General features: G+C 74.9%; 26 protein-coding genes. 11 read left to right on the plus strand and 15 right to left on the minus strand.

Annotated features, from left to right (window positions below; translation table 11 throughout):
• Window positions 1-213: 213 nt before the first annotated feature.
• Both GMA12_RS05690 and GMA12_RS05695 read left to right on the plus strand, forming a co-directional pair.
• The gene (locus GMA12_RS05690) at window positions 214-1,419 is read left to right on the plus strand and encodes a cupin domain-containing protein (protein ID WP_156268073.1); all 1,206 of its coding nucleotides are present in this window, start codon (window positions 214-216) and stop codon (window positions 1,417-1,419) included.
• Window positions 1,420-1,486: 67 nt separating this feature from the next.
• Window positions 1,487-2,326, plus strand: coding sequence for a sucrase ferredoxin (locus GMA12_RS05695; RefSeq protein ID WP_156268453.1), 840 nt, complete (start codon window positions 1,487-1,489; stop codon window positions 2,324-2,326).
• Between the two features lie 35 nt (window positions 2,327-2,361).
• Here GMA12_RS05695 and GMA12_RS05700 read toward each other — a convergent pair whose 3' ends face one another.
• The 4 genes from GMA12_RS05700 to GMA12_RS05715 all read right to left on the minus strand — a co-directional run bounded on the left by GMA12_RS05700 (window position 2,362) and on the right by GMA12_RS05715 (window position 4,904).
• Window positions 2,362-3,198 (minus strand): carbonic anhydrase, encoded by an 837-nt coding sequence (locus tag GMA12_RS05700; protein WP_162459527.1) that lies wholly within the window; start codon window positions 3,196-3,198, stop codon window positions 2,362-2,364.
• 382 nt (window positions 3,199-3,580) lie between these two features.
• Entirely contained in the window at window positions 3,581-3,718 is a 138-nt protein-coding gene (locus GMA12_RS05705; protein WP_156268077.1) for a hypothetical protein, read from the minus strand.
• 85 nt (window positions 3,719-3,803) lie between these two features.
• Window positions 3,804-4,262 (minus strand): OsmC family protein, encoded by a 459-nt coding sequence (locus tag GMA12_RS05710; RefSeq protein ID WP_156268079.1) that lies wholly within the window; start codon window positions 4,260-4,262, stop codon window positions 3,804-3,806.
• A 60-nt stretch (window positions 4,263-4,322) separates the two neighbouring features.
• Window positions 4,323-4,904 carry a TetR/AcrR family transcriptional regulator gene (locus tag GMA12_RS05715; protein WP_162459528.1) on the minus strand — a complete coding sequence of 194 codons (582 nt, stop codon included), beginning with the start codon at window positions 4,902-4,904 and terminating at the stop codon, window positions 4,323-4,325.
• An 86-nt stretch (window positions 4,905-4,990) separates the two neighbouring features.
• On the opposite strand from GMA12_RS05715, the gene GMA12_RS05720 reads away from it, so the two are divergent.
• Entirely contained in the window at window positions 4,991-6,172 is a 1,182-nt protein-coding gene (locus GMA12_RS05720; protein ID WP_156268083.1) for an MFS transporter, read from the plus strand.
• Between the two features lie 51 nt (window positions 6,173-6,223).
• Here GMA12_RS05720 and GMA12_RS05725 read toward each other — a convergent pair whose 3' ends face one another.
• Window positions 6,224-6,625 (minus strand): hypothetical protein, encoded by a 402-nt coding sequence (locus GMA12_RS05725; RefSeq protein WP_156268085.1) that lies wholly within the window; start codon window positions 6,623-6,625, stop codon window positions 6,224-6,226.
• A 212-nt stretch (window positions 6,626-6,837) separates the two neighbouring features.
• Between GMA12_RS05725 and GMA12_RS05730 the strand changes: the two genes are divergently transcribed.
• Entirely contained in the window at window positions 6,838-7,506 is a 669-nt protein-coding gene (locus tag GMA12_RS05730; protein WP_162459529.1) for a GAP family protein, read from the plus strand.
• Window positions 7,507-7,598: 92 nt separating this feature from the next.
• Here the strand turns inward: GMA12_RS05730 and GMA12_RS05735 are convergent, their stop codons facing one another.
• From GMA12_RS05735 to GMA12_RS05745, 3 genes are all read right to left on the minus strand, one after another.
• The gene (locus tag GMA12_RS05735) at window positions 7,599-9,491 is read right to left on the minus strand and encodes an alkyl/aryl-sulfatase (RefSeq protein WP_370830403.1); all 1,893 of its coding nucleotides are present in this window, start codon (window positions 9,489-9,491) and stop codon (window positions 7,599-7,601) included.
• A 230-nt stretch (window positions 9,492-9,721) separates the two neighbouring features.
• Complete coding sequence (locus GMA12_RS05740; RefSeq protein ID WP_156268091.1) at window positions 9,722-10,858, minus strand: calcium/sodium antiporter; 1,137 nt, start codon at window positions 10,856-10,858, stop codon at window positions 9,722-9,724.
• Window positions 10,859-11,057: 199 nt separating this feature from the next.
• Window positions 11,058-11,444 carry a hypothetical protein gene (locus GMA12_RS05745; protein WP_156268093.1) on the minus strand — a complete coding sequence of 129 codons (387 nt, stop codon included), beginning with the start codon at window positions 11,442-11,444 and terminating at the stop codon, window positions 11,058-11,060.
• A 302-nt stretch (window positions 11,445-11,746) separates the two neighbouring features.
• Between GMA12_RS05745 and GMA12_RS05750 the strand changes: the two genes are divergently transcribed.
• From GMA12_RS05750 to GMA12_RS05765, 4 genes are all read left to right on the plus strand, one after another.
• Window positions 11,747-12,283 carry a flavodoxin domain-containing protein gene (locus GMA12_RS05750; protein ID WP_156268095.1) on the plus strand — a complete coding sequence of 179 codons (537 nt, stop codon included), beginning with the start codon at window positions 11,747-11,749 and terminating at the stop codon, window positions 12,281-12,283.
• Between the two features lie 465 nt (window positions 12,284-12,748).
• Window positions 12,749-13,096 carry a hypothetical protein gene (locus GMA12_RS05755; protein ID WP_156268097.1) on the plus strand — a complete coding sequence of 116 codons (348 nt, stop codon included), beginning with the start codon at window positions 12,749-12,751 and terminating at the stop codon, window positions 13,094-13,096.
• A gap of 164 nt (window positions 13,097-13,260) precedes the next feature.
• A complete protein-coding gene (locus GMA12_RS05760; protein ID WP_370830408.1) occupies window positions 13,261-14,250 on the plus strand; it encodes an intradiol ring-cleavage dioxygenase in 990 nt (329 codons plus the stop codon).
• 138 nt (window positions 14,251-14,388) lie between these two features.
• A complete protein-coding gene (locus GMA12_RS05765) occupies window positions 14,389-15,351 on the plus strand; it encodes an NAD(P)/FAD-dependent oxidoreductase (RefSeq protein WP_156268099.1) in 963 nt (320 codons plus the stop codon).
• A 37-nt stretch (window positions 15,352-15,388) separates the two neighbouring features.
• On the opposite strand, the gene GMA12_RS05770 is transcribed toward GMA12_RS05765, so the two are convergent.
• Entirely contained in the window at window positions 15,389-15,814 is a 426-nt protein-coding gene (locus GMA12_RS05770) for an SHOCT domain-containing protein (protein WP_162459530.1), read from the minus strand.
• 158 nt (window positions 15,815-15,972) lie between these two features.
• Between GMA12_RS05770 and GMA12_RS05775 the strand changes: the two genes are divergently transcribed.
• Entirely contained in the window at window positions 15,973-16,371 is a 399-nt protein-coding gene (locus GMA12_RS05775; RefSeq protein WP_156268103.1) for a phage holin family protein, read from the plus strand.
• A gap of 123 nt (window positions 16,372-16,494) precedes the next feature.
• Here the strand turns inward: GMA12_RS05775 and GMA12_RS05780 are convergent, their stop codons facing one another.
• Both GMA12_RS05780 and GMA12_RS05785 read right to left on the minus strand, forming a co-directional pair.
• On the minus strand, window positions 16,495-17,028 hold the full coding sequence (locus GMA12_RS05780; protein WP_156268105.1) for a hypothetical protein: 534 nt from the start codon (window positions 17,026-17,028) through the stop codon (window positions 16,495-16,497).
• Between the two features lie 72 nt (window positions 17,029-17,100).
• Complete coding sequence (locus GMA12_RS05785) at window positions 17,101-17,841, minus strand: MarR family winged helix-turn-helix transcriptional regulator (RefSeq protein WP_156268107.1); 741 nt, start codon at window positions 17,839-17,841, stop codon at window positions 17,101-17,103.
• A gap of 73 nt (window positions 17,842-17,914) precedes the next feature.
• On the opposite strand from GMA12_RS05785, the gene GMA12_RS05790 reads away from it, so the two are divergent.
• Window positions 17,915-19,840 (plus strand): ABC transporter ATP-binding protein, encoded by a 1,926-nt coding sequence (locus GMA12_RS05790; RefSeq protein ID WP_156268109.1) that lies wholly within the window; start codon window positions 17,915-17,917, stop codon window positions 19,838-19,840.
• Window positions 19,841-19,940: 100 nt separating this feature from the next.
• Here the strand turns inward: GMA12_RS05790 and GMA12_RS05795 are convergent, their stop codons facing one another.
• Window positions 19,941-21,077: a glycoside hydrolase family 26 protein gene (locus GMA12_RS05795; protein ID WP_240898646.1), complete on the minus strand. Its 1,137-nt coding sequence runs from the start codon at window positions 21,075-21,077 to the stop codon at window positions 19,941-19,943.
• 141 nt (window positions 21,078-21,218) lie between these two features.
• Window positions 21,219-21,710 carry a hypothetical protein gene (locus tag GMA12_RS05800; protein WP_156268111.1) on the minus strand — a complete coding sequence of 164 codons (492 nt, stop codon included), beginning with the start codon at window positions 21,708-21,710 and terminating at the stop codon, window positions 21,219-21,221.
• A 276-nt stretch (window positions 21,711-21,986) separates the two neighbouring features.
• On the opposite strand from GMA12_RS05800, the gene GMA12_RS05805 reads away from it, so the two are divergent.
• Window positions 21,987-23,204, plus strand: coding sequence for an MFS transporter (locus tag GMA12_RS05805; protein ID WP_156268113.1), 1,218 nt, complete (start codon window positions 21,987-21,989; stop codon window positions 23,202-23,204).
• 424 nt (window positions 23,205-23,628) lie between these two features.
• Here the strand turns inward: GMA12_RS05805 and GMA12_RS05810 are convergent, their stop codons facing one another.
• Both GMA12_RS05810 and GMA12_RS18525 read right to left on the minus strand, forming a co-directional pair.
• Entirely contained in the window at window positions 23,629-25,284 is a 1,656-nt protein-coding gene (locus tag GMA12_RS05810; RefSeq protein WP_240898647.1) for an MDR family MFS transporter, read from the minus strand.
• Window positions 25,281-26,018 carry a TetR/AcrR family transcriptional regulator gene (locus GMA12_RS18525; RefSeq protein ID WP_370830419.1) on the minus strand — a complete coding sequence of 246 codons (738 nt, stop codon included), beginning with the start codon at window positions 26,016-26,018 and terminating at the stop codon, window positions 25,281-25,283. Before GMA12_RS18525 ends, GMA12_RS05810 begins: the two co-directional genes overlap by 4 nt.
• Window positions 26,019-26,055 lie beyond the last annotated feature (37 nt).

Genomic DNA, 26,055 nt, shown 5'->3' on the forward strand with positions numbered 1-26,055 from the left:
CCACGACGGCGGTGCTGACGGCGGTGCTGACGGCGGTGCCGACGGCGGTGCCGATGGGGGAGCCGACGGCGGCGCGGAAGGTCCGGCCGACGGCGGCGCGGCCGGCGTCCCGGGCGTCCACGACGGCGGTGCTGACGGCGGTGCCGATGGGGGAGCCGACGGAGGCGCCGACGGCGGCGCTGACGGAGGAGCCGAAGCACGGGGCAGCTGAGCATGCGCGACGCCCGCACCGACTCGCAGGAACCCGGCGTCCGAGACGACGCCGGGGTCCTGGAGGCCCGCCTGATCGACATCGGCCGGGAGCAGTTCGCCCGCGAGGTCTGGGGACGCACAGCACTGCTCACCCGCAGGGCCGGGGACTTCTCCGATCTGTTCTCCGCCGCAGCCGTCGACGACCTCGTCGCGCGCCGCGGACTGCGCACGCCCTTCCTGCGCGTCGCCAAGGACGGCTCCACGATCCCCGACTCGTCGTTCACCTCTTCCGCCGGCGTCGGCGCCACCATTCCCGACCAGCTCGACGACACCGCGCTCTGGCGCAGCTTCGCCGACGGGGCCACACTCGTCCTGCAGGCCCTGCACCGCACGTGGGAGCCGGTCGCCGACTTCAGCACCCGGCTGAGCACCGAGCTCGGGCACCCGGTCCAGGCCAACGCCTACGTCACCCCGCCGCAGAACCGCGGGTTCGACGACCACTACGACGTCCACGACGTCTTCGTGTTGCAGATCGCCGGCACCAAGCGCTGGATCATCCACGAGCCCGTCCACCCGGACCCGCTGCGCGATCAGCCCTGGACCGCTCACCGCGCCGCCGTCGCCGAGGCCGCGCAGGGCACGGCCCGGATCGACACCGTGCTCGAGCCCGGCGACGCCCTCTACCTGCCGCGGGGCTGGCTGCACGCCGCCCAGGCACAGCACGAGGTCTCCATCCATCTCACGCTCGGGATCCACAGCTGGACCCGCCATGCCCTGGCCGAGCAGCTGGCCCAGGCGGCCCTGGCCCTGCTGGCCGACGATCCCGAGATGCGCACGACGCTGCCGCTGGGCTTCGACGGTCCCGGCGGGGAGCTCGACGCCGTCCGCGAGCGGCTGGCCACGGCCGTCGCCGCGGCGGACTCCACGGCCCTGTTCCACCGCACCCGGAGGGGGCAGGGGCGACCCGCCCCGCTGGGCCCGCTGGCCCAGCTGGCGGCCGTGGAGGGCCTGCGCCCCGACTCCCCGGTGCGGCTCCGGGAGGCGCTGGCGGCCCGGATGGAGGGCTCCCGCCTGACCACGCGCGTGGGCTGGCTCGACTTCCCGGAGACCGATCGGCCCGCCGTCGTGCGCCTGCTCGACGGGGAGGTGCACACCGCGGAGGACCTCGGCGTCGAGCTCGTCGCCCGGCTGCTGCGCGCGGGCGTCGTCGTCCCCGCCGAGCGGTGACGTCGCCGCAGTGACCACCACGGAACGCTTCTCCTGCGCCGAGGCCGCCCGGGGTCGCGGTGACCCGATGGCGGGCACCGCGCCGCGCGGCTTCGTGTGGGTCCTCGTCGAGCACCGGGGCGGGTGGCCGGTCAACGGCTTCGACGGCCTCGACCTGGAGCCGGGGACCAAGGCGCTCGTGTTCGCCGCCGCCCAGGCGGTGCGGGCCCGGGTGCTGCTGGTCAGGCGGCACGGCCGCCGCAGCGGCGAGGAGGCCCGCCGCTGGGCCGTGCTGCGCCACGGGCCCGACGGCGCCGGTCGTCAGCAGTGGGGCACGTGGGACCGGGACGAGGACCTGGCGGGCATCGCCACAGCCCTCAGCACACCCGGGGAGCTGGGCCACCCGCCGGTCGTGCTGGTCTGCGCCCACGGTCAGCACGACCCCTGCTGCGCCGTGCACGGGCGGCCCGTGGCGCGGGCGCTGAGCGAGCACTGGCCGGAGCTGGTGTGGGAGTGCGCCCACGTCGGCGGGGACAGGTTCGCCGGCAACGCGGTGATCGCCCCCGACGGCGTCTACTACGGGGGTCTCGACGCCGAGTCCTCCGTCGTCGTGCTCGGTGAGCACCTGGCCGGCCGGGTGCACGCGGAGCACCTGCGCGGCTACACGGATCTCACGCCGCCCCAGCAGGCCGCTGTCGCGGCCGCCCTCGGACGCTTCGGTCCGGCCGGTCGGAACGACTACACGGTGGCCGAGACGTCCCGCCACGGCGACCGCTGGCGGATCCGCCTCACCGGCCGCCCGCCGCACCCCGGCCGGGTCGACGTCGAGCTCCGGGCCCACCGCGCGCCGCCGTGCCGGCTGACCTGCCGTGGACCGGCGACGAGCTCGGCCGTCGTCTACGAGCTCACCGCGATCTGCGGCACGTGAGCCAGGGGCGCGTCGGAGTCGTCATCCTCTGCGGGTCACTGGTCGACCTCCCGGACCTCACGGTCGTTCAGGAGTTGCACCGGACGGTTGTTGTCGGCGTGCGCGGAACGCAAGGCGTCGATCTGGCCCGCGCCCAGCTCGACGGGGCTCTGCAGCAGGAGCCAGCGCACGTCCTCGCTGCACGGTGGCGTGGTGAGGCTGCCGCCGTACACGTAGTGGTCCAGGGACTCGGGGAGCAAGGAGGCGAGCGTCAACCCGGTCACGGCCGGCGCGTCCTCGTCCGCCGCGGCGGAGACCGCGTCGGTGACGGACGACCACGCGGCGCTGTGTCGGCCTGCGGTGGCCAGCACGCCGACGACGGCGAGGTCGCCGTCGTCGGACCGGTGCACGAAGTGGAACTCCGCGGCGTAGGCGACGCCGTCGACCGTGTGCTCGGACGGTGCGTGACAGTGCATCCGCTGGAAGGTGTACTCGGTCCCGTCGACCGTGATGCTCTGCGGCGAGAGCGCGTGGAGCTCGAGCGTGTGGCCGGTGTCGCGGGCCCGGAAGTCGGCGGACGTGTAGTCGAGTTCGATCGGCGCGGAGGACAGCACCGGGTCGCTGGGGACGTCGATCGGCGACTGCGCCGTTCCGGTGCTGCAGGTCGTGAACTCGTCGGCGAGCTCCCCCCAGTGCCGGGGGCCGGTGGCCCCCTCGTAGGACCACTGCGCCGCGGCCTGCTCCGGTGCGCTGGACGCAGCCGAGGCCGTGGGCGGAGCGCCGGGGGCGGCGGTGTCCGCGCAAGCGGTGTCCGCGCAAGCGGTGAGGGCCGTGAGCAGCACTGCTCCCGAGCCGATGACGGATGTCCTGGTGGTCCACGACGTGCTGCGCATCCCGGCCTTTCGGGGCGGTGCCGGGCGGCGCGTCGGCTCGGCCCGGAGAGTCGTTCGGCGATGCTCTGATCGCCGTGGACGGTGGCCGGTCCCGCCCGCCGTGGGAGGGGGCAGCCCGGTGCAACACATGCAAATGCATGTTCCTTTCCGCACACACTAGCGTGCGAGCGGGTCGGGTCCGACGCGCACCGGCCCCAGCGGTCCTCTGCGGTGACGGGCCGGGGGGCGGTTGCCGGGCGGGAGCCGGCGGGGCCTGAACGGGCCGGCGCGGACGAGGCGCAGGCGACCGGCCGACGGCCACGGCCGTCGTCCTTCGGGCGTCGGCCGTGCGCGCCGCCGCGGTTCCCGTCAGTTCGGCGGCGGCGGTGTCACCGCGGCCGTATCAGCGGCGGACGGACCGCCACAGGGACCGGACCTTCTCGTCGACCTCGGCCACCAGCGCCTCCAGGTGCTCGGGGTTTCCGGAGACGGTGCGGTCCGCGCCCCAGTCCTGGTGCTCCGTGTCCGGGTGGACGGGCACCGCGTCTGCGGTGCCGAAGGTGATGACGTGGTCGGCCGCCCGCAGGGCGGTTCCGGCACAGGCAGGGGGCCGCTCCGGCGGTCGTCTACCGGGTGTCGTCCGCCGCGCAGGCGACGCTGACGTCGTGGCGGACGGCGGTTCCGTGCTCCAGCGTCCGCGAGACCGTGCAGTACTTGTCGTGGGAGAGGGTCACGAGGCGCTCGACCATGCCGGCGGCCTTGCGCCCGGCGGCATCGTCGGGGAACGCGAGGTGGAAGGACAGGTGCAGGCCCTCCAGGCGGTTCCCGCCGTTCTCGTCCACGATCTGCCGCCCCGAGGCTTCGACCCGGAAGTCCGAGGGCTCCGCGCTGCGCGCGGTGGCGGTGTCCACGGTGACGGCCGAGCACCCGGCAAGGGCGGCCAGCAGCAGTTCCACGGGGGACAGCAGATCCTCGCCCTGGCCGAAGGCGACCTGGGCCCCCGCGGCGTTGCGGGCGGTGTAGTGGCCGGTGGCGCTCCGGAGCAGCTCGACGGTGCGTGGTGTGGGGTCCTGGGATGCGCTCATGGACCCATGATGCCGCCCCCGGACGGTCCTGCCCGGCACCGGAGGCCGCGCCCGCACGGGTCAGCCGCGCGAGTGGGCCTCGGCCGCTGTGCGGGCCAGGCGGCGGCCGACCTGGATCGGATCCCGGGGGCTGCCGCGCAGCAGGGCGGCCAGGGCGCCGCTGTAGGCCACCAGCACCTCGTCGGCCAGGTCCTGGGCACGCGCCCCGGCGAGGGGGCGGGACAGCTGCAGGAGCCGCTCGGCGAGCAGGGCGGTGTCGGCGCCCAGGACCTCGGAGATCTCGTCGGGGGCGTCCGGGAGCTCGGTGGCCGCGGCCAGGAAGGCGCACCAGCGTGCCGGCCGGTGCCGGCCACCCCGGTAGGCGGCCAGCGCGTCGAACACCGCCAGCAGCCGGGCCATGTCGTCGCCGGCCGCCACGATGTGCTGGTCCCAGACCGCCCGCCAGTCCGCCAGCCGGTTCCGCAGGGCCTCGGCGACCAGTGCGTCCTTGCTGCCGAAGTGCGCGTAGAGGGTGGCCGCGGAGACCTCCGCCTCGCGCAGCAGCTCGTCGACGGGCGTGGCCCGGATGCCTCGGTCGAACAGCACGCGGTCGGCCGCCTGGAGCAGCCGGTCGCGCGCAGGAAGTCTCTGGGCGGTGGTCACCCTCCCAGTGTAAGGACCAGATTCCAGAACGACCGTTGTGGTGTAGTGTAACGACCGTTCTGAAATGGCGATCTCCAGGAGGAGCGATGCGAGCTCTGGTGCTCAGCGGAATGGCGCTGATCGCGGCGACCTACGGGTTGGCGCGCTTCGGCTACGGGCTCTTCCTGCCCCGGTTCACCGAGGCCTTCCCGATGGGGTCGGCCGTCTCCGGGCTCATCCAGGCCGGCAGCTTCCTCTCCTTCTGCCTCGCCGCGGTCCTGGCCTCGCGCCTGGCGGCCCGCCCGCGGCTGGTCGTGGTGTGCGCCGGGGCGACGGCCGCGCTGGGCTCGGCGGGGGTGGCCGTCGCCCCCACCGTGGTCGTCCTCGCCGGGAGCGTGGTGCTGGCCGGCGCCGGCGCCGGGTTCGCCACCCCGGGCCTGGTCACGCTCATCGAGCGCGACATCGTCCCAGCGCGCCAGGAGCGCGCACAGACGGTCGTCAACGCCGGCACCGGAGCGGGCATCGTCACCGCGGGCGTCCTCATGCTCCTCACGACCGAGCAGTGGCGCCTAGGCTGGGCGGCCATGGCCGCTCTGGTGGTCCTCGCCACCCTCGCCACCCTCCGGGCCGACCGCTCCGTCCACCGGGCCCAGGCTCCGGAGCCGCCGCCACGGGTGCGCGCCCGGGACCTGGCGTCCCTGGCCCGGCCCATTGCCGCGGCAGCGCTGGCCGGCGCCTCGAGTGCCGCCGTCTGGACCTTCGGGCGCACGGTCCTGGCCACCTCCCGCACGGGCGAGGAGGCCTACTCGATCGGCGCGTGGATGGTCCTGGGAGCCTTCGGGGTGCTGGGTGCGACCGCCGGGACGATCGTGCAGGTCTGGAGCCTGCGCGCGGCCTGGCACCTCACCGTCGGAGCCATGGCCGTCTCGACGGTCGTCCTGGGGGCGGCGCCGGGCTCGCCCCTGGCCGCGTACGTCTCCGTGGCCGTGTTCGGGGCCGGCTACACCGCCCTGTGCGGTGTCCTCATCCTCTGGGCCACCCGCGTGGTCCCGGAGCGTGCCTCCGCGGGCACCGCGGCGCTGTTCATCGCTCTGGCCGTCGGTCAGGCGGCCGGCGCGGTCCTCCTGGGGGTCCTCATGGGGTCCACCTCGCCCGTCCTCACCTTCGCGGTCGCCGGCCTCATCGGCGTCCTCGCCGTCGTCCCCGCCGCGCGCCATCGGCCGGGAACCCCGTCACCCGGTCGCACGGCGGCGCTGAGCCGGACGGGGGTCGAGGAGACGCGCGACTGAACAGGAGAAGGCGCGACCTCCCCGGTGCGGGCCGTGACGGGGCGACAGGCCTCAGCCGGCGACACCGGTGGAGCGCTGGACGAGGTGCACTCGGAAGGACTGCTCGACCGGGTCGTGGACGACCCCGGGCAGGAGCGCGAGATAGGACCCGCGCAGATTGCCGATCACCTGAGTGGTGGTGCGGTCGTCGAGCAGCGGCCCGCTCGTGGGAAGGGCCCTCCCGCTGCCGTCGGTGATGCCCGCCAGGTAGAGGCCGTCCTCGACGTCGTCGCAGAGCATCAGCAGCTCCCTCGCCTGCGGAAACCGGATCCGGACCCGGACCGTCAGTTCCTGCAGGGCCGCAGCGGTGAGTTCGAAGCGGGCGAGCTGGAAGTTGCGCCGGGCGGTCTCGAACCGCGGGGTGGAGGTGGTCGGACCCTGCAGGTCCGGGGGAGAGGTGGGGGCGTTCCTCATGGTGCCGAGGCTATCGACGCGCTCTGACACGGCCTGGCGGTCCACCGCGACGACGGCGCGGCGGCAGCGACCGCCGGTGGCGGCGGTGCGGTGACGGGCCCGTGCGTCATCACGGCGTCACCCTGGGCGGGTGATCACCGGTGGGGCCGGGGGGCCGGAGCATGATGGGTGGGATGCGCCGCCGAGGACGCCCCGGTGGTCAGGAGGTGGCCGTGCTGGCAGCAACAGTGGCAAGCCTGCCGATCGCGGTGGGTCTGCTCGCCGCGTCCATGCCCGTCGCCGTGCTCGTGCTGATGCTCGTCACCGGCGGGCGGCGGGGGGCGGTCACCGGGTTCCTGCTCGGATGGGTCGCCGGGATCGGGGCGGTCGCCGCCCTCACCCTCGTGGTCATCGACACGAGCCTGCCCCGTGACGACCCCGCGCCGTGGGCCGGACTCCTGCGCATCGTGCTCGGCGGGGCGCTGGTCCTGCTGGGCGTCAAGCAGTGGCGGAGCCGGTCCCGGGCGGACGAGGAGCCGGCGCGGTGGTTGGCGGCGATCGACACGATGACCCCCTCGCGCGCCGTGCTCGTGGCCTTCCTGCTGGTGGCGGTGAACCCCAAGAACGCCGTGCTGGTCGTCTCGGGAGCGGCCGCGATCGGGACCGCCACGGGCGACGTGGTGCACCAGGTGGCCGCGCTCGCGCTGTTCACGGTGGTGGCCAGTCTCGGGGTGGCCGCGCCGGTGCTGCTCCGCGTGGCGCTGGGGGACCGGGCCGATCCGGTGCTGGCGGCCGCGAAGGCGTGGATGACCGCCAACAGTGCCCTGGTGATGACCGTCGTGCTGGTGGTCATCGGCGCGGTCCTGCTCGGCAACGGACTCAGCGGGCTGCGCTCCGGCTGACGGGGTCGCTCAGGGAGCACCCGCGCCGCCGCACGGCCCGGGACGACCGGGTCCGTGACCCGCTTCGCGCCGGGGCCGTCCCGGGCCGCTCGTCAAGGGGTGACGATGGCGAACCCGGGATCAGGGGCGTCGAGGGCCGCCAGCAGCCGCCCGAGGGCGCCGGCGTCGCCGTCGACCACGACGCCCGCAGCGGTGAGCGCGGCCGGGTCCGCGACGGCGCCGGCGAGGCGCGGCAGGGCCGCGGCGGGCAGGTGGAGGACCGCGTCGGCGCGGCCGCCCGGCGAGGCGACCGTGTGGGTGAGCACGCCGTTGCGCAGCTCCAGCCGGTAACGGGCGCCGGTGTCGCTGAGGGCGAGCTCCAGGACGATCTGCTCGTGCCAGCAGCGGGGCCCGTTGACGCGCACGGCGAGCGCGTCGAAGAGCTGGCCGGGGGTGAGCTGGGCCACCACGTCGGCGCCGGCGGTGCTCGCCGGCGTGCCGCCGGTGCCGTGGCGCAGCTCGTGCGCGCCGGAGAGGTAGGCGCAGCGCCAGGTGCCGTTCTCCGCCCCGTAGCCGAGCTGCTCGTACGTGTCGGCGAGCAGCTCCCGGGCGGCCTCGTGGTCGGGGCGGGCGAAGACCACGTGGTTCAGCACCTCGGCGGCCCACCGGAGGTCACCGGCGGCGAAGGAGGTCCGCGCCTTGTCCACGACGGCGTCCGCCCCGCCCATGAACTCCACGTAGCGGTGGGCCGCCTCGACCGGTGGGTGCGGCCACAGATGAGCGGGATTGCCGTCGTACCAGCCCATGTAGCGCTGGTAGACGGCCTTCACGTTGTGGCTGACGGACCCGTAGTAGCCGCGGGCGTGCCAGGCGTTCTCCAGGGCCGGGGGCAGGACCATGGCCTCGGCGATCTCCGGGCCGGTCATGCCCTGGTTGAGCATCCGCAGCGTCTGGTCGTGCAGATAGGCGTAGAGGTCCCGCTGCAGGGCGAGGAACGCGACCGCCCGCTCCCGGCCCCAGGTCGGCCAGTGGTGGGAGGCGAAGACCACCTCGAGGTCGCCGCCGAACAGCTCGAGCGCCTCGGTGAGGTACCCGGCCCAGCCGTGCGCGTCGCGGACCTGTGCGCCGCGGATGGTCAGGATGTTGTGCAGCACGTGCGTGGCGTTCTCCGCGGTGCACAGCGCGTGCAGCTGCGGCAGGTAGAGGTGCATCTCGGCCGGCGCCTCGCTGTCCGGGGCCATCTGGAACACCATGCGCACGCCGTCGAGGACCTCCTCCTGGCCGGTCCTCGCGATCTCCCGGGTCGGCGGGAGGAGCCCGACGCTGCCCGTCGACGTGGTCTGTCCCAGACCCGCGCCGACCTGCCCCCGGGGACCGCGCGGCAGCGCGGCGCCGTACATGTACGCGGCCCGCCGGGCCATGGCGGTGCCGGCGTAGACGTTCTCGCTCACGGCGTGCCGGGTGAACCCCTGCGGCGCCAGCACCGGCACGGCCCCGGAGTCGACGTCCTCCGGGGACACCACGCCGCGGACGCCGCCGAAGTGGTCGACGTGGCTGTGCGTGCAGACCACCCCCGTCACCGGCCGGTCCCCGCGGTGGGCCCGGTACAGGCCCAGGGCGGCCGCGGCCGTCTCCGCGGAGATCAGCGGGTCGAGCACGATCACTCCGCGCGTGCCCTCGATGAAGCTGACGTTGGACAGGTCCAGCCCGCGGACCTGGTAGAGCCCCGGCACCACCTCGAACAGTCCCTGCATCGCGTTCAGCCGCGACTGCCGCCACAGGCTCGGGTGGACCGTCGGCGGGGCGTCGCCGGCCAGGAACACGTACGAGTCGTTGTCCCACACCACGCGGCCCTCGGCGTCGCGGATCACCCCCGGCTCCACCGCCCCCAGGAACCCTCGGGCGGCGTCGGCGACGTCCTGGTCGTCGTGCCACGGCAGCGATGCCGTCTGCTCCTGGTGGGCCGCGCTGATCGGTGCGCCGGCCGGTTTCTGCGTCGAGTCCACAGCTGGTCCTTCCCCTGGTGCGCCGGTGTCGGACATGGGCCGAAGCGGTTCCGGCGGATGCCCGCTTTCAGGATCGCCCGCCGGGCCGGTTGTTGGCCTCACCCGGATCGGATGAAGCGGTGGTGCGACGTCCGGCCGTCACCGTCGCACCGGCCTCGGCACCGCTGCAGGCGCCGGGGCGCTCGAGCCCCGCCGGGCCGGGCAGGGCGGTGCGAGAGCGAGCCGCCCCGCTACGGTGCGCCGGCGTGCCGGTCGAGCTGACGGCGCCCGCGGCGCCGTCCCACCTCGTGGGCGGACACCGCCACCAGGGTCAGCACAAGCAGGGGCAGCACGAACGAGACCAGCACGGCGGTGAACCCGTCCAGGGCATCGTGCTCGGCGGCCTCCAGGACCACGTACCCGGTGTAGAACAGGTACAGGAGCAGGAACAGGGCACCCTCCCACCGGGCCACGGCGAACCCGGTGAAGGCGATGGGCAGCAGCGCCACCGCGGCCGCGAGCATCACCGGGATGTCCAGGGCCACCGCCGCCGCCGGCACGGGCAGTCCGCCGGCGAACAGCATCGCCGGCACCCCGAGCACCAGCCCGAGGTTCAGCAGGCAGCTGCCCACCACGTTGCCCACGGCGAGGTCCCGCTGCCCGCGGCGCACCGCGATGACCGAGGTGGCCAGTTCGGGCAGGGACGTCCCCACGGCGACCACCGTGAGCCCGATGACGAGGCCGCTGACCCCCAGGGCCGCGGCGATGTTGACCGCTCCGTCCACGAGGACCGTGGCCCCGACCACCAGCAGCCCGACCCCCGCCGCGACGAGGACCAGCGAAAGGAGGGCCGAGATCCCCGGTGTCCGGTCGGCACCGGGGTCGGTGGGCAGCGGGTCCCCGGCCGCGCCGTGCGGTGCGGCCGGGGTCGCGGCGTCCCGGCGGCCGATCAGCACGGTCAGCACGCCGTGGACCACGACCGCCGCGAACAGGAGGGCCCCGTCCACGACGTCGACCCGGCCGTCGAGGGCGACGAGCAGCAGCGCCGTGGACACCAGCACCAGCAGGGGCAGGTCGAAGCGCAGCAGCTGGTGGGTGACGGCCAGCGGCGCCAGCAGCGCGGTCAGCCCCAGCACGAGCAGCACGTTGGCGATGTTGCTGCCCACCACGTTGCCCAGGGCCAGTCCCGGTTCCCCGCCCAGGACGGAACTGATCGTGACCGTCAGCTCGGGGGCCGACGTGGCGAACGAGACCACGGTCAGTCCGATGACCAGGGCGGAGAGCCCCACGCGGGCCGCCAGCGCGGAGGCCCCGCGCACCAGCAGCTCCCCGCCCGAGACCAGCAGCGCCATCCCGACCACGATGCGCCCCACGTCCAGGACCGTCATGGGCGCCAGTCTAGATCCGGGGCGGGCACAGGTGCGGTCGTCACCGGACGGTGACGGCGGCCTTCCGGAGGCGCCGAACCGGCGGCAGGAGCCTACCGCGGCGGGGGGCGACGACCGGCGGGGCCGGTGCCCGCACGACCTTCCCCGGCCCGGGCCGGACACCTCCCCGGGCGAGCCCGACTCTCCCGCGGCGCAGCGCTCAGCCGCGGACTCCCGGCGCGGACCAGACGACCGGCCCCGCGACCGTCCCGGTGTGCTCGACCAGCTCGAGCTCGCGCACCGGCAGCAGCGCACCGGGGGCGTGGCCGTCGGACTCGCACCGCACCAGCACCACCATGCCCAGGGACGCCGGTTCGTAGACGGCGCACAGCACGATCTCGCCGGCGCGCAGGTTCAGCCCCGGCCGGTCGGTGCGCACCCGGTAGCGAGACAGAGGCGTGGCGGGGGCGGCGGGGCGGATCTGCGGGTCCGTGCCGACACCGATCCCGGGCAGCGTGGCCCGGGCCGCGCGGCGGTGCTCGGGGCCGGCTGCCGGGCGGGCGCCGGTGCCGCGGATGGGAGCGGGGGTCGGTGCGGGGGCGCTCATGGTCCTCCGGGGGGGGGGGTGCTGTGCGTCACGATCTGCGGCGCACGCCGATCGTGCCACCCCAGCCTGGCCGGGGCCTCCAGCGCGGCTGGGTGTTCACCGGCACCCCGGCCCGTCCGCGCGGAGCCCCGGGGACCGTTCGAGGCGGTCTCCTCGAGGGCAGCCGCTCCCGGAGGCCGCCCCGGTGCCGGCGGGGACCGGCCCCCGGGAGCGGCCGCGGAGATCGTCATACACGGGACCGCCCCGGGACGACCGGCCGGCCACCGGCCTACCCTGGACGCACACCGGGGAAGGGGGCAGCCATGCGGATTCTCGTCGGACACGCCAGTGCGCACGGATCGACGGCGGAGATCTCCCAGCGGATCGCCGAGGTGCTGCGCAACCAGGGGGCGACGGTCGACGTCGAGCGGATGGGTCGGATCGCGGATGTGGGCGGATACGACGCCGTGGTGCTCGGCAGCGCCATCTACAACCAGGCCTGGCTGCCGGAGGCCACCGAGTTCGTCCGGCGCCACCGGGACGACCTGCTGTCCCGCCCCGTGTGGCTGTTCAGCGTGGGAATGTCGGCCGGACTGCCCCGGCTCCTCCGCGGGCCGGCCCACCGCTCCCAGGACCGGCATCTGGCCGCGGCGCTGCGGGACGTCGTGCGTCCGCGCGGGCACCTCCTCCTGTCGGGCGTGACCCGGCCCGATCTGCTGCCGGGCGCGGCCGGACTGCTCTTCCGGGGGATCGGCGGCCACTTCGGCGACTACCGGGACTGGGCAGGAGTCGAGACCTGGGCCCGGCAGATCGCCCGGGAGCTGGCCGAGGGCCCCGCGGTCGCCTCCGCGGGATCCTGAGCTGCCCGCCGCCCCGAGGACGCACGAGGGCCGCCCGTCCCGGCGCTCGCCGGGCGGCTCCGTGGCGGCCCCGCCGAAGGGCGGGGCCGCCACGGGCGACGCGCGCCGCTGGAAGGGCGCTGCGCTCCGGCAGACCCACGCCCCCCGACGTGGCCTGCCTCGTCGGGCCGCTCCGCGTGGACTCCGTCCACGGTGTGCGAGCGGCTCGCCGACACGGCCGAGACTACGCGGGTGCCCGGTGCCGTGGCAGCCCCCACTTCGGGGCACAAGCGCACAGGTGGGCTGGTGCGCGCGGCGCAGGATCGCCGGTGTGGTCCGGTGAACACCAGGTGAAAGATTCCACAGCCTGCTTCCTGTTCGTCGCGCGGGCTCCTATCCTGGGAGGGACAGCGTCGTCGAGCACCCCGCCCGGCGCCGGGACCCGTTGTGTGTCCCGGTGCGTTCGACGATCTGGAGGTCCGCCTGATGAGTGTTGCCGATCCGGAGTTCATGCCCTCCGGCGCCGAGTCCGTGCGAATCTCTCCGGGCATCGGGGTCGGGGTGGTCGTCGAGCCCACGCCGGCGGTCGACGTGTCCAGTGTGTCCCGGTGCCGGGTGCTCGCCGACCGGCCGGGACTCGGCCTGCGCGCGGGGGAGACCGTGCTGTGCGCTCCCTACGAGCCCGCCGAGCTGGGCATGGTGGTGCTGGTGCGCTGCGAGGCCGACGGGCACAGCCCCGGCGCCCTGATCTCGGCCGGTGAGGTGGAGATCCTCGAACCCGCCCTCGAGCTCGTGGCCCCCAGCGAGTGGCACCGCCCCGGTCACCGCGCCTGATCGGCCCGGGCATCCCAGCGGCTCCCCGGACCTGTCGGCCCGGGAGGTTCGAGCCCGACGGCGTCCGTGACTGCGCACAGCCGAGCGCAGCATCCGGCCCAGTGCGGGCACAGGAGCGGTTCCTAGCGTGGTGGCCCGTACCCGGCCACACCGATGGAGGACCCATGGACCCGCACGCCCCACACGCCCCGCACTCCCCGCGCTCCCCGCACGAGACGATGCTCCGCTACGAGGGGCGCCGCCTGCCCCGGCCGGAGGAGGAGGTGGTGGACCAGGGCCTGGATTTCGACCTCGGCACGCTGGTGAGCCGGCGGCGGGTGCTGGGGTTCCTCGGCGTGGACGCGGCCACGGCCGGCCTGGCCGCGTGCGGGGCGACCGGCGGACCCTCCGCCGGTACGAGCTCGCCGGCCTCGTCCCCGGCCACCGCCTCGCCCTCGGCCACGGCCCTGGCGGGCGAGGAGATCCCGGACGAGACCGCCGGCCCCTATCCCGGGGACGGCTCCAACGGCCCGGACGTGCTGGAGCAGAGCGGGATCGTGCGCAGCGACCTGCGCACCAGCTTCGGGGACGCTACCGGAACCGCCGAGGGGGTGCCCATGACCTTGGAGCTGACCGTCGCCGATCTGGCCGGCGGCGGGGTGCCCTTCGCCGGGGTGGCCGTCTACGTGTGGCACTGCGACCGGGAGGGCCGCTACTCCATGTACTCCGAGGGGGTCACCGATCAGAACTACCTGCGCGGGGTGCAGATCGCCGACGACGACGGGAGGGTGCGCTTCACCAGCATCTTCCCGGCCTGCTACCCGGGACGGTGGCCGCACATCCACTTCGAGGTCTACCCCGACCAGGCCTCCATTACCGACTCCACTTCTGCGATCGCGACCTCCCAGGTGGCGCTGCCGAAGAACGCCTGCGACGCCGTCTACGCCACTGCCGGCTACGCGTCCTCGGTGGCCAACCTCGCCCGGCTCACCCTGGCCACCGACAACGTCTTCGGCGACGACGGCGGGGCGAGTCAGCTGGGGGCGGTCACCGGCAGCGTCACCGACGGCTACACCGTGACCCTGACCGCGGGGGTGGACACCACTACCACCCCCACCGGCGGCGGCACGGGCGGATCCCCGGCCGGCGCGCCTCCGGCTCCGCCGGCCGGCTGAGCCGGTCCCCGCGACCCCCGACGGCCGGGACGGGGGCTGTCCCGATCCCGCACGGGCACGCCGGGTACCGGGGGCGGTTCCGTAGGGTGGACCCGGACGGGTGATGCCGTGCCCGTCACGAGCCGGGAAAGAGGAACCATGACCGCTGAGCTGCCCCCTGCCGTCGACGTGCTGGTGGTCGGCGGCGGGCCCGCCGGCCTGTCGGCGGCCACCTGGCTGGGCCGCTACCGCCGCTCGACGCTGGTCGTCGACGCCGGGCAGCAGCGGAACCTGCCCGCCGACCGCGGCCACGGTCTGCTGGGCCGGGACCCGACCACCCCGCACGAGCTGCTGGCCGAGGCGCGGGCCGGTCTGGCGCAGTACCCCGAGGTGGTGCTCCGCCACGGAACGGTCAGTTCCGTCCGGAAGGACGAGAGTGGCCGGTTCTGCGCCGTCGTGGACGGGGCGGAGGTGTCCGCGCTGCGGGTCGTGCTGGCCACCGGGGTCCGTGACCGGCTCCCGGAGCTCGCCGGCATCCAGGACCACTACGGCACGGACGTGCACCACTGCCCGGCCTGCGACGGGCCCACGGCGCAGGACCAGGTGGTGATCGTGCTCGGCTCCGGCGACCAGGTCCCCGCCTACGCGTCGGAGCTGCTCGACTGGGCCGACACGGTCCGGATCGTCACCGACACCACCGACCCGTGCTTCGGGGAGGACCAGCGGGCGGCGCTGGCCGACCACGGGGCCGAGGTCGTGGACGGGGTGGCCGAGGCGCTGGTCGGGGAGCCCGGGGCCCTGGTGGGGGTGCAGCTGGCCGGTGGCGAGCTGGTGGAGGGGGACAAGGTCTTCTTCTCCTACGCCCACCACCCGACCCACGAGCTCGCGCTCGAGCTGGGCTGCGAGCTGGACCACGAGGGCGGGATCGTCGTCAACGGCTTCCAGCTCACCAGCGTCGAGGGCGTCTACGCCGCGGGGGACATCACCGCGGGACTGCAGCTGGTGCCCATCGCCCTCGGCAAGGGAACCGCCGCGGGCGTCGCCTGCGCGACCTCCCTGCGGGGACATCCCACGCACGGGGCCAAGCCGGCCCCGCCGACACGACGGTTCCGCTCCGGGTGACCGCCCGGCCCCCGGCGGCGTCGGCCTCCGGCGGGGCTCAGGCGGCGGGCGCCGCGGGGTGGGCGGCGGAGGCCTCCGTGGGCCGCGCTACGACCCGGTCGTCCGCGGGTGCCGCACGGGAGCCCAGCAGCTGCGACTTCCCGGCGGCGAACTCCTCCGGGGTGAGGACGCCGCGGTCGCGCAGGTCCGCGAGCATCGTCAGCTGCTGGGCGCTGGTGGGCGGCGCCGGTTCGACGCGGGCCCGGCCGGTCGCGGCGTGCGTCTCCTCGGCGGTGCCGACCGAGCGCGTCAGCAGGTAGATCAGCGTGCCCAGCAGGGGCAGCAGGAGAACGAGGATCGTCCACAGCACCTTGGGCCTGCCGGAGATGTCGTCGCGCCGGAAGATGTCCGCCAGGGCCACGCCCCAGAGCACCGCCAGCGGTGTCCAGATCAGCAGCAGCCACAAGAAGTCCCAGAAGCTCATCGAACCCTCCACGTCGTTCGGCCGCCCACGGGCGCCGCGGGTCCGTTCCAGCCTCCGCGGGCGGGGCCGGGCGCGCATCACCCCGTACGGGTGATCCGCCCCCGCCCCCGCCGCCGCACACTGGAGGTGTCGCGACCGGACCGACCGAGGAGTGCGTCATGATCACGTCCCTTCTCATCCGCTGGGTCGTCCTGGCCGCCGCCGTGGAGCTGGCGGCCTGGATCCTCCCCGGAGTGACCCTGACCGGCGGCGTGTTCGCGCACCTGCTGGTGGCCCTGCTGATCGGACTGGTCAACGCGCTGGTGCCCCTGGTCACCGCGCGGCTGCCGCAGCCGGGCTCGGTGCTGCTCCTGGGCCTGCTCACCCTGGCGGTGAACGCCGTGCTGGTGTGGGTGGTGGCCGCCGTGACCCCGTGGCTGGCCGTCTCCGGGCTGCTCGCCGCGTCAGGGGCCGTGGTGCTGATCTCCGTGTTCGCCGCCCTCCTCGCCCTGGTCGTGGACCGGCTCATGGCCTCGCGGGGAAACCGGTCCGGGCAGGGGACCCGCGCGACCACGTGAGCCCGGGGCAGCCGCGCCGCCCACCACCGGGTGACCCGGGCGGCCCGGCGCACCGGCCGGCGCGGAAGGACCCGGCCGGCGCGCCGGGGGCGTTCGCCGCCGAGCGGACGCCGGTGCGGATGGTCACGGCCGGGCCTGCGGGTCCAGCTCCACGACCAGGATGGGCAACGGCAGCCGTGCGGCGGTGAAGGACACGATCCGGGCGTGCGGGATGCCCTTCTCGCGCACGAACCGGCAGGCCACCAGACCGTGGTCCCGGTTCTGCCCGACCATCAGGAGCCAGTGCGTGCCTGCGGCGTCGACCGCGTGGGCCTGCCGGTCGAGGTCCTTCCCCGCCGGGTCGCGCGCAGTGCTGCGCTGGGCGAAGCGGGCGGCGTAGGCGGCCATGTCCTGCTCGGTGCGCAGCATCCCGGCGGAGATCCTGCGCAGGTCCTGGTGCTGCAGCGCCGGGGCGATGTCCTCCTCCCGGACCTCGGGGATCCGGTCCTCGCTCGAGCCGTCGGCGGGACGGCCGGTGTAGGTGCGCCGGCCGATGCGGCGCACCCGCTCGTCGTGCTTGTGCAGCTCCTGGTAGCCGGCGATCAGAGCCCGGATCTCGTCGTCCAGGTCTCGTCCGCCGGGCTCGTCCCGGCCTCGGGCGGAGGATGACTGCGACACGGGTGCCTCCTGGGACTGAGCTCATGGACGCGCACCGCGACGGCGGTGGTCAAGCGGGCGCCGGCGCGGCGGTCACTGGTTGTCGGCGGGGGGCCCGGTCCGTGCCTGGACGTCCTCGGTCGGAACGGGCCCGCCCTCGGCCGGGTCGGCGTCGATGCGCCGGTTGTCGGCGGTGGTCGAGTCGGTCAGCGCGTCGTCGTCGACGACGTGCAGGTCCTCCTGCTGCTGCTCGGCGAAGGCCTCGCCGCGGTCCTCGGGCTGCTGGGCGGTCATGGTGACGCTCCTCTCCTGGACGGTGGTGCTCCCGATCCTAGGCGTCCCCTCCCGGTTCCGGGGCGTGCACCCGGGCTCGTCCGCTGCCAGCAGACGGAGCAGCCGCTCCAGCTCGGCCCGGTCCTCGGGGGTGAGCCGGGAGAAGTACTCGTCGGACTCCCGGCGCCGGGCCGCGCGGACCCGCCCGCGCAGGGCGGCGCCGGGCGGCGTCAGGGAGACGAGGGTGGCGCGCCGGTCGGTGCGGTCCGCGACCCGCTCCACCAGCCCCTTCTCCTGCAGCAGGTCCACGACCTCGGTGGCCGAGCGCGGGGCGATGCGCAGCGCCTCGGCCAGATCCTTCACGCGCCGCCCCGCCGTCCCGCCGCACGCCCCGGCCTCCCCGACGTCGCGGGAGGCCGGGGCCCCGGCGAGCGCGTCGAGCGCCCGGAACTGGTGCGGGGTCAGGCCGAAGGGTGCCAGCTGGGACGCCCACCGGCGGCGCAGCCGGCGGAAGGCGCCGAGCAGGAGCTCGTCGAGGGAGTCCGGGTCGTGGTGGGGCATGGCCTCATCCTACCGGCCTTGCCGGTAACCTCATAGAGAGGTAACCTCCACAATATTGGCGGAGGAGGATCCCATGACCATCACCCACGGTCCCGCGCGCGGGCGCGCCGCCGGTCACGGCTCCGGGGTCCCCGGACCGCCCGGTGCGGTGCCCCTCGGCGGCGGCGGTGCGGGCCGTGCCGCCCGGCCCGATCCGGCCGACCGGGCGCAGCTGGCCCGCCGCCCCGTGAGCCGGCGGCGCATCGCGGCCCTGTTCGCCCCGCACCGCGGCACGATCGGCGGGGTGGTCGTGCTCATCACCGCGGCCTCGGTGATCAACCTGGCCCAGCCGTTCCTGGTCCGCGGCGTCATCGACGAGGCCCTGCCCCGCGGGGACACGCGTCTGCTCCTGCTGCTGACCGCCGCGATGGTCGGGGTGGCCGCCCTGACCGCCGTGCTCGGCGTGGTCCAGACCTGGCTGGCCACCGCCATGGGCCAGCAGGTGATGCACGCCCTGCGCGTGGACCTGTTCAGGCACCTCCAGGCGCAGTCGCTCGGCTTCTTCACCCGCACCCGGGGCGGGGAGGTGCAGTCGCGGCTCACGCACGACATCTCCGGCATGCAGTCGGTGGTCACCACCTCGGCCACCGGGGTGGCGTCGAACCTCACGACCACCGTGGCCACGGCCGCGGCGATGATCGCGCTGTCCCCGGCGATGAGCCTGATCTCGCTGGCGGTCCTGCCGCCGGCCGTCTGGCTGGCCCGGCGCGTGGCGCTGATCCGGCGCGAGGTCACCGACGAACGCCAGCGCGAGCTGGCCCTGTTGCACACCCAGGTCGAGGAGGGTCTCTCGGTCTCCGGGGTCCGGCTGGCCAAGACCCTGGGCACCACCGCGCGGGACGCGGCCCGCTTCGCCGCCCGCTCCGAACGGCTCGTGCACCTGGAGCTGCGCAGCCAGCTGGCCGGCCGCTGGCGGATGGCCACCATGCAGGTCGTCTTCGCGGCGATCCCTGCCGTCGTCTACCTCGCCGCCGGGTTCCCGGCCACCGGTGCGGGGATGAGCATCGGCACCCTGGTGGCGTTCACCGCCCTGCAGGGGACGGTCTTCCGGCCCCTGATGGGCCTGCTCAACATCGGCGTGCAGTGGGTCGCCGCACTGGCCTTCTTCAGCCGGATCTTCGAGTACCTCGACCTCGTGCCGCAGATCTCGGCCCCGGGCGTGCCCGTCCGGCTGGACCCGAGCACGGTGCGCGGGGAGGTCCGGCTCGAGGGCGTCCGCTTCGCCTACGACGACGGGGCCGAGGTGCTGCACGACGTCGACCTGGTGCTGGCCGCGGGCACCACCACCGCCGTGGTCGGGGCCACCGGCTCGGGCAAGAGCACCCTGGGCTCCCTGCTGCCGCGGCTCAACGATGTCACGCACGGGCGCGTGAGCATCGACGGCGTCGACGTGCGGGACGTCGATCCGGCGGAGCTCGCGCGCGTCGTCGGGGTCGTGTCGCAGGAGACCTATCTGCTCCACGCCACGGTGCGCGAGAACCTGCTGCTGGCCGAGCCGGGTGCCTCCGACGCCGACCTGTGGCGGGCCCTCGGCGCCGCACGCATCGCCGACACGGTGGCCGGGCTGCCCGACGGGCTGGACACCCTGGTCGGCGCCCGGGGCCACCGCTTCTCCGGCGGGGAGCAGCAGCGCCTGGCGATCGCCCGCACCGTGCTGCGCGATCCCCCGGTGCTCGTGCTCGACGAGGCCACCAGCGCGCTGGACAACACCACCGAGGCGCAGGTGCAGGCCGCCCTGGACCGCCTGGCGGCCGGCCGGACCACCCTGACCATCGCCCATCGGCTCTCCACCGTGGAGAACGCCGACCAGGTCGTCGTGCTCGACGCCGGCCGCGTCGTCGAGCGCGGCACGCCCGCGCAGCTGCGGGCCGCGGGCGGGCCGTACGCGCGCCTCGCGGCGCGGGCCGATCGGAGCGAGGGGCTCGAGGAGGGGCCGGCGCCGCAGCTCCTCCGGTCCTGACGTCGACGGCGGGAGGCTCCGCCCGCCGCGCGGGCCGCCGGAGTGCCGGGCCGGGCCCGCGTGCCGAGCGGGGGCGCCGGGCACGCGGCAGCTCAGCCGGTCACGGGCACGGGCGCACGGAGAGCTGGTGCGCCAGGGCCGCGGCGGAGGAGGCCGAGGAGCTGATCCGCCAGTCGGTCTCCTTGTTGTAGTGGAACCACACCAGGCCGGTCACGTCCGGCTGGTCGGCCAGGTAGTACACCAGGTGCGCGTTCCACTCCGCCTTGGAGCCCCCGGCCTCCGCGGAGGCGGTCTCGGCGACGATGATCTCCTTGCCCGGCGCCAGTCGGCGCATCTCCGCCAGACCCCAGCCGAACAGCTCCCAGGGCTGCTGCCAGCTCGACCAGCTCTGCGAGGTGCCCCAGTTGTAGCCGTCCAGGGCGACGGTGTCGACGTAGTCGGCGCCGGGGTAGAGACCGTCCAGCGGGGTGGAGCCCCAGTAGGGGACGTTCGGGTTCCACACCCACTCCACGTTGTCGGCGCCGGCGGCCGTGAAGATGTCGTGGACGTGGCGGTAGGCCGCCACGTAGTCGCCGGCCCCGTTGCCGTTGACGCCCTCCGCCCACGGGTACCAGTTGCCGTTCATCTCGTGGCCGAAGCGCAGCATCACCGGCCCGCCCCAGTCCGCCAGCCGGGTGGCCCAGTCGGTGATGTAGGCGTCGTGGTCGCCGGCGGCGATCCGGTCCAGGGCGTAGGCGGGCTGGTCGAGCCCCCCGCCCCAGATCCACGGCTCCCAGGTCAGCAGCGTCGTGGCCCCGGCGGAACGGGCCTGCTCCAGCTCCCAGTAGGGGACGGGCTGCCGGAAGTCCTTGTAGCCCAGCACGATCGAGGGCTTCTCCCCGGTGAGCGAGGCGACCTCGGCCAGTTCGCCGCCGGCGGCCGGGCCGCCGGGGGTGCCCACGCCGAAGCGCAGCGGGCAGGTCCGGACCTGCGGTTCCGCGGCCGGAGCGGCTGCGGCGGTCATGACCGACGGCGCCACGGTCGTCGTCGTGGCGGTCAGGTCCGCCGAGGGCGACACCGGGGACTCCGCGGACGCCTCGGGGACCGGGTCGGCGACCTGCTCGGTGGGCTTGCTGATCTTCTTCGACGGGCCGGCGACCGTGGTCGTCCGGTCCTTGGCCGCCTCGGCGGCCGGGGCGAGGACCAGCGAGACGGCGGAGGCAACAGCGGCGGCGGAGAGCAGGACGCGACGGGGCATGGGGGGCTCCTGGGTTCGCGGCACGCGGGCGAGGCGCGCCGGCAACGGGGTTTGCAGAAGCATAGACCGGAACGGTGACGCCCGCGTCACAAAGGACATGAAGGCGGGCGGCCGGGGACCGCGGGCCCCGGAGGTGCCCGGTCAGGGGGTGAGGTCCCGGCCCTCGTCCCGGGTGTGCTTGTCGACGACGGCCCAGAACAGGTCCTCGGGGACCGCCTCGAGGTCCGGGTGGATGGCGGCCAGCTCGTCGATGATGGCCGCGACGTCGTAGCGATCGTGCACGTCCCCGCGGCGGGCGAGCCGGTTGGCCGCGATCAGGCCCTCGACGTAGGCCGCGTGGTCGGTGTCGGTGAACGCGCTCAGCCCGGCGTCGGCCCACAGCTGCTCGAAGTCCGGGTGTCCTTCGGTCACCAGGCGCGCGGGGGCGGCGTCCAGGTCGGCGGTGTCCAGGGTCGCCGGGCTCCACACGAGGCCGGTGGCCCTGGAGAAGCGGGTGCCGTCGTCGACGGTGACGGTGCGCTCGGACTCGTCGACGACGGTGCGCCGCTCGGTGCGCAGCCCTGGCCCGCCGCGGATCACCACCGCGCGGGCGCCGACGCCGCTCGCGCCGCCGAGGGTGCGGGGGTCGGGCACGGGATCCTCCTCAGGGTGAGAACGGCGGGTGAGAACGGCGGGTGAGATCGAGTAGCGGGGAACGGTGGCGACGGTCCTTCCGGCGTCGGGCCGGACCCGGCGCCGGCGGGTGATGGGCCGACGGTAGCAGTCCCGGCCGACCGCGAGAAGCAGCGCCCGGACGGGCCCGGTGGGCGGTCCGGGTGCGGGTGGGCGATGATGGACCGGGGTCGGCCCGACCGCGCGAGCGGGGGTGCGCCCGCTCCCGCCGACCTCCCCCTGCCGAAAGTCGTGACCATGCACCGTGCCGAGCCGCCCGCCGACCGAGGCCACCGGGGAGCCGCGCCGCGGGCCTGGCTGCTGATGGTCTGCATCGGCCTGCTGGCCCTGACCCTGCGCAGCCCCATCGTCGCCCTGGGGCCGGTGCTGGGGGAGCTGCGCGAGGAGCTGGGTCTCTCCGCCGCCCAGGCCGGGCTGCTCACCAGCATCCCCGTGCTCTGCTTCGCCGTGGCCTCCCCGCTGGCCTCGCTGACGATCCGCCGCGTCGGGGTGGAGTTCGCCATCACCCTGACGCTGCTGGGCGTGCTGGTCGGCGCGGTGGTGCGCTCGGCGGGGGACACCACGGCGACGATGGCGGGCACGGTGCTGATCGGCGTGGCGATCACGGTGGGCAACATCGCCGTGCCCCTGATCATCCGCCGGGACTTCCCGGCGCACCGGCAGGCGGCGGCCACCGGCATCTACACGGCGGCCCTGAACATCGGGTCGACCCTCGCGGCGCTGCTCACCGCCCCGGTCGCCGCGGCGACCGGGTGGCGGATCGGCCTGGCGTCGTCGGCCCTTGCCGTGGTCCTCGCCCTGCTCGTCTGGCTGCCGGCCGTGGGGCGGCGGCGAGCGCTCGTGCCGGAGCCGCAGGCCCCCGCGGCGCCGAGGCCGGCCGGGCGCGCGAGCGGGCGCTGGGCCACCGCCGGCCTCGCGGCGGGGTTCTCCGGGCAGGCGTTCGCCTTCTACGGCGTCACGGCCTGGCTGCCGACCCTGCTCGTGGAGGACGTGGGGATGTCCCCGGTCGAGGCCGGGGCGGCGTCCTCCTTCTTCCACGTCTTCGCGATCGCCGGAGCGCTCGGGGTCCCGCTGGCGGCCCGCCGCGCCGGCACGGCGGCCGTGGCCGGTGCCGTGGGTGCGGCCTGGCTCTTCCTGCCGCTGGGCCTGCTGCTGGCCCCGGAGCAGTGGTGGGCCTGGACGGCCGTCGGCGGCGTGGCCCAGGGCGGCGGGATCACGGTGATCTTCGTCGCGATCATGCGCCTGGCCCACGACGGCCCCTCGGCCGGGCGCATCTCGGCGGTGGTGCAGGGCATCGGCTACGGCTTCGGCGCCCTGGCGCCGGCCGTCCTGGGGTTCGTGCACGAACGCACCCAGACCTGGTCCGCCTCGTTGCTGGTCGTGCTGGCGGCCACCCTCACCTATCTGGTGTGCACCACGCTGGCCGTGCGCAGCGTCGCCCGGCGGCCCCGGTAGTCGCCGTCCCGGCAGACGCGGCCCCGCCGTGGGCAGGTGCGCCCGGTGCAGTTCCGCCCGGCGCAGTCCCGCCCGAAGGGGTGCCGGTCGGTCCGGTGCACAGCAGGTGCCGTCCCGGCGGTCCTGTCCGCGGTGGGGGAGGGACGCCCCCGGACACGCACTCGGCGCCGCCGGACGGATCCGGCGGCGCCGAGACGGTGCCGTGCGCGTCGGGGCTCAGCCCACGCCCAGCACCGCACGGAAGAAGTCGAGGAACATTCCGAGGATCGCCGTGAAGTTGGGGTTGAAGTAGGCGTCGAACGAGCCGGTGAGATCGATCATGACAGGTCCTTCCGGGAGGTCTGCAGCAGTCCGGGCGGCCGCGGGAGCGGCCCGCCCGCGCCCAACCTAGCGGAGTCGTTCGCGGCTGCGAATGGTCTTTCGGTCAGTTCTGGGGCGGTGTCCCGCGGCCGGTCGGGGACGGGGTCGAGCCGGAGCGCAGCGCCTGCTCGTGGGCCCGGGCCTCCTCCCCGCCGATGGCCTCCCCGCGGGCCACCATGCCCGCGATGTCCGACAGGGGGATCTGCTTGAGGAACACGGCCAGGAGGAAGGCCACGAGCATGAACGGGATGAGGTACCAGAACACCGGGGCGAGGGATTCCGCGTACGCGGCGACGACGCCCTCGCGGACGGGGCCGGGCAGCTGCGCCAGCGTCTGCGGGTCCAGGGTCGCGGTGGCCTGGCCGGCCTGCTCGGCGGAGGCGCCGGCGCCGGTGAAGACCGCCGTGAGCCTCTCGGAGAGGTTGTTGGTGAAGATCGCCCCGAAGATCGCCACGCCGAGGGCCGCGCCGACCTCGCGGAAGTAGTTGTTGGTGCTCGTGGCGGTGCCGATCAGCGACGGGTCCACGGCGTTCTGCACCACGAGGACGACGACCTGCATGATCAGGCCCAGGCCGGCGCCGAGCACGAACAGGTACACGCAGATCAGCCAGATGGGCGTGGCGGCCGTCAGGGTGGTCATGGCCAGCATGGCGGACGCGGTGACGAGCGTGCCCGCCGGCGGGTAGGCCTTGTACCGGCCCGTGCGGGAGATCCGCAGCCCGGACCAGATCGAGGTGCCCATCAGGCCGACCATCATGGGGACCATGAGCAGTCCCGACTCCGCGGCCGAGGTGCCCGAGGACATCTGCAGGAACGTCGGGACGAACGCGATGGCGGCGAACATGCCCAGGCCCAGGGTGAGGCCGATGGCGGTGGCGTTGACGAAGACCGGGTTGCGGAACAGGCCCAGGGGAATGATCGGGTCCTCGGCCCGGGTCTCGTTCCACACGAACAGCCCCGCGGCCACGAGCATGCCGCCGGCCCAGGCCCAGGTGCCGGGCGCGCCCCAGCCGTGCTCGGCGTCCCCGCCGAACTCGGTGCAGAAGAGCAGGCAGGTCGTCGCCGCGGACAGCAGCAGGACGCCGGTGACGTCGATCCTGCGGGTCGCGCGCTTGTGCGGCAGGGTGAGGGTGAACCAGGCGATGGCGAAGGCCGCGATCCCGATCGGGATGTTGATGTAGAAGGCCCACTGCCAGGTGAGGTGGTCCACGAAGTAGCCGCCGAGCAGCGGCCCCGCCACGGCGGAGAGCCCGAAGATGCCCCCGAGCGGGCCCATGTACTTGCCGCGCTCGGAGGCCGGCACGATGTCGGCGATGATCGCCTGGGAGAGGATCATGAGCCCGCCGCCGCCCAGGCCCTGCAGCGCGCGGAAGGTGACGAACTGCCAGAACCCGGTGGCCACGGCGCAGCCGACGGAGGCGAGGGTGAACAGGGCGATGGCGGCCAGGAACAGGTTCCGCCGGCCCAGGACGTCGCCGAACTTGCCGTAGACGGGCATGACGATGGTGGTGGCCAGCAGATAGGCCGTGGTGATCCAGGGCTGGTGCTCCACGCCGCCCAGATCGCCGACGATGGTCGGCATCGCGGTGGAGACGATCGTCTGGTCGAGGCTGGCGAGCATCATCCCGGCGATGAGGGCGGAGAAGATGATCCAGATGCGGCGCTGGGTCAGCACCAGCAGCGGGGCGTCCTGCGCGACCGCGGGCGGGGTGGTGGTCATGGGCTTCCTTCGGTGTCCGAGGACGGGTCTGCGGTGGGGGCGGCTGCCGGGGAGGCGGCCGAGGGGACGGCCGCGGGATCCCCCGGTGCCGCCGCCGGGACGGCGGCGGGAGGGCAGAACAGCACCTCGGCCAGGCGGACGTTGCGCGCCAGCCGGTCGGCGAACTCCGCCGACGGCGGGGACTCCTCCGGGTCCGGGCCGGGGGGACGCCCCTCGAGGAGCTCGTGCACGGTGTGCCCGGCCAGGTGCGAGACGGCGGCCGCGGCCACCCCGGGGAACGGGTCGCCGGCCGCGCAACCCTGCCGGCGGGCGATCAGCCCCGCGAGCTGGGCGACGTGGCGGTCCATCGACTCCGTGAGCCGCTGCAGCAGCACGGGCTCCCGCCGCAGGACCTCGAGCATCAGGGCGCGGTCGTGCGGGCCCTCCAACAGCGCGAAGGACCGGACGACGAGCTCCTGGAGCGCCTCCAGCAGCCCCGGTCCCCCCGGGTCGCGCCCGCCGGCCACGAACTGCTCCCCGAAGGCCTCGAGCGGGTCCCGGGCCGGGGTGCCCAGCACGGCGTCGTCCTTGGCGGCGAAGTAGTTGAAGAACGTCCGGCGGGAGATCCCGACCTCCGCGCACAGCTGCTCCACGGTGAAGCCGGCCAGGCCGTGGGCGGCCGTGAGCCGGCGGGCGCCGGTGATCAGCGCCCGCCGGGTGCGGCGCATCCGCCGCTCCCGCGCGTCGTCGCTCACGGGGCGCGCCCCGGATCCATCACATATTGCACTCTCG

It is taken from the genome of Kocuria sediminis (assembly GCF_009735315.1).
In the GTDB taxonomy this organism is placed as follows: Bacteria; Actinomycetota; Actinomycetes; order Actinomycetales; family Micrococcaceae; genus Kocuria; species Kocuria turfanensis.

What these genes read in the sequence shown, in the direction of transcription:
- GMA12_RS05690 (WP_156268073.1), top strand. Translation starts at nt 214, where the DNA reads ATGCGCGACGCCCGCACCGACTCGCAGGAACCCGGCGTCCGAGACGAC.
- GMA12_RS05695 (WP_156268453.1), top strand. Translation starts at nt 1,487, where the DNA reads ATGGCGGGCACCGCGCCGCGCGGCTTCGTGTGGGTCCTCGTCGAGCAC.
- GMA12_RS05700 (WP_162459527.1), bottom strand. Translation starts at nt 3,198, where the DNA reads ATGCGCAGCACGTCGTGGACCACCAGGACATCCGTCATCGGCTCGGGA.
- GMA12_RS05710 (WP_156268079.1), bottom strand. Translation starts at nt 4,262, where the DNA reads ATGAGCGCATCCCAGGACCCCACACCACGCACCGTCGAGCTGCTCCGG.
- GMA12_RS05720 (WP_156268083.1), top strand. Translation starts at nt 4,991, where the DNA reads ATGCGAGCTCTGGTGCTCAGCGGAATGGCGCTGATCGCGGCGACCTAC.
- GMA12_RS05725 (WP_156268085.1), bottom strand. Translation starts at nt 6,625, where the DNA reads ATGAGGAACGCCCCCACCTCTCCCCCGGACCTGCAGGGTCCGACCACC.
- GMA12_RS05740 (WP_156268091.1), bottom strand. Translation starts at nt 10,858, where the DNA reads ATGACGGTCCTGGACGTGGGGCGCATCGTGGTCGGGATGGCGCTGCTG.
- GMA12_RS05745 (WP_156268093.1), bottom strand. Translation starts at nt 11,444, where the DNA reads ATGAGCGCCCCCGCACCGACCCCCGCTCCCATCCGCGGCACCGGCGCC.
- GMA12_RS05750 (WP_156268095.1), top strand. Translation starts at nt 11,747, where the DNA reads ATGCGGATTCTCGTCGGACACGCCAGTGCGCACGGATCGACGGCGGAG.
- GMA12_RS05755 (WP_156268097.1), top strand. Translation starts at nt 12,749, where the DNA reads ATGAGTGTTGCCGATCCGGAGTTCATGCCCTCCGGCGCCGAGTCCGTG.
- GMA12_RS05760 (WP_370830408.1), top strand. Translation starts at nt 13,261, where the DNA reads ATGGACCCGCACGCCCCACACGCCCCGCACTCCCCGCGCTCCCCGCAC.
- GMA12_RS05765 (WP_156268099.1), top strand. Translation starts at nt 14,389, where the DNA reads ATGACCGCTGAGCTGCCCCCTGCCGTCGACGTGCTGGTGGTCGGCGGC.
- GMA12_RS05770 (WP_162459530.1), bottom strand. Translation starts at nt 15,814, where the DNA reads ATGAGCTTCTGGGACTTCTTGTGGCTGCTGCTGATCTGGACACCGCTG.
- GMA12_RS05775 (WP_156268103.1), top strand. Translation starts at nt 15,973, where the DNA reads ATGATCACGTCCCTTCTCATCCGCTGGGTCGTCCTGGCCGCCGCCGTG.
- GMA12_RS05785 (WP_156268107.1), bottom strand. Translation starts at nt 17,841, where the DNA reads ATGCCCCACCACGACCCGGACTCCCTCGACGAGCTCCTGCTCGGCGCC.
- GMA12_RS05790 (WP_156268109.1), top strand. Translation starts at nt 17,915, where the DNA reads ATGACCATCACCCACGGTCCCGCGCGCGGGCGCGCCGCCGGTCACGGC.
- GMA12_RS05795 (WP_240898646.1), bottom strand. Translation starts at nt 21,077, where the DNA reads ATGCCCCGTCGCGTCCTGCTCTCCGCCGCCGCTGTTGCCTCCGCCGTC.
- GMA12_RS05805 (WP_156268113.1), top strand. Translation starts at nt 21,987, where the DNA reads ATGCACCGTGCCGAGCCGCCCGCCGACCGAGGCCACCGGGGAGCCGCG.
- GMA12_RS05810 (WP_240898647.1), bottom strand. Translation starts at nt 25,284, where the DNA reads ATGACCACCACCCCGCCCGCGGTCGCGCAGGACGCCCCGCTGCTGGTG.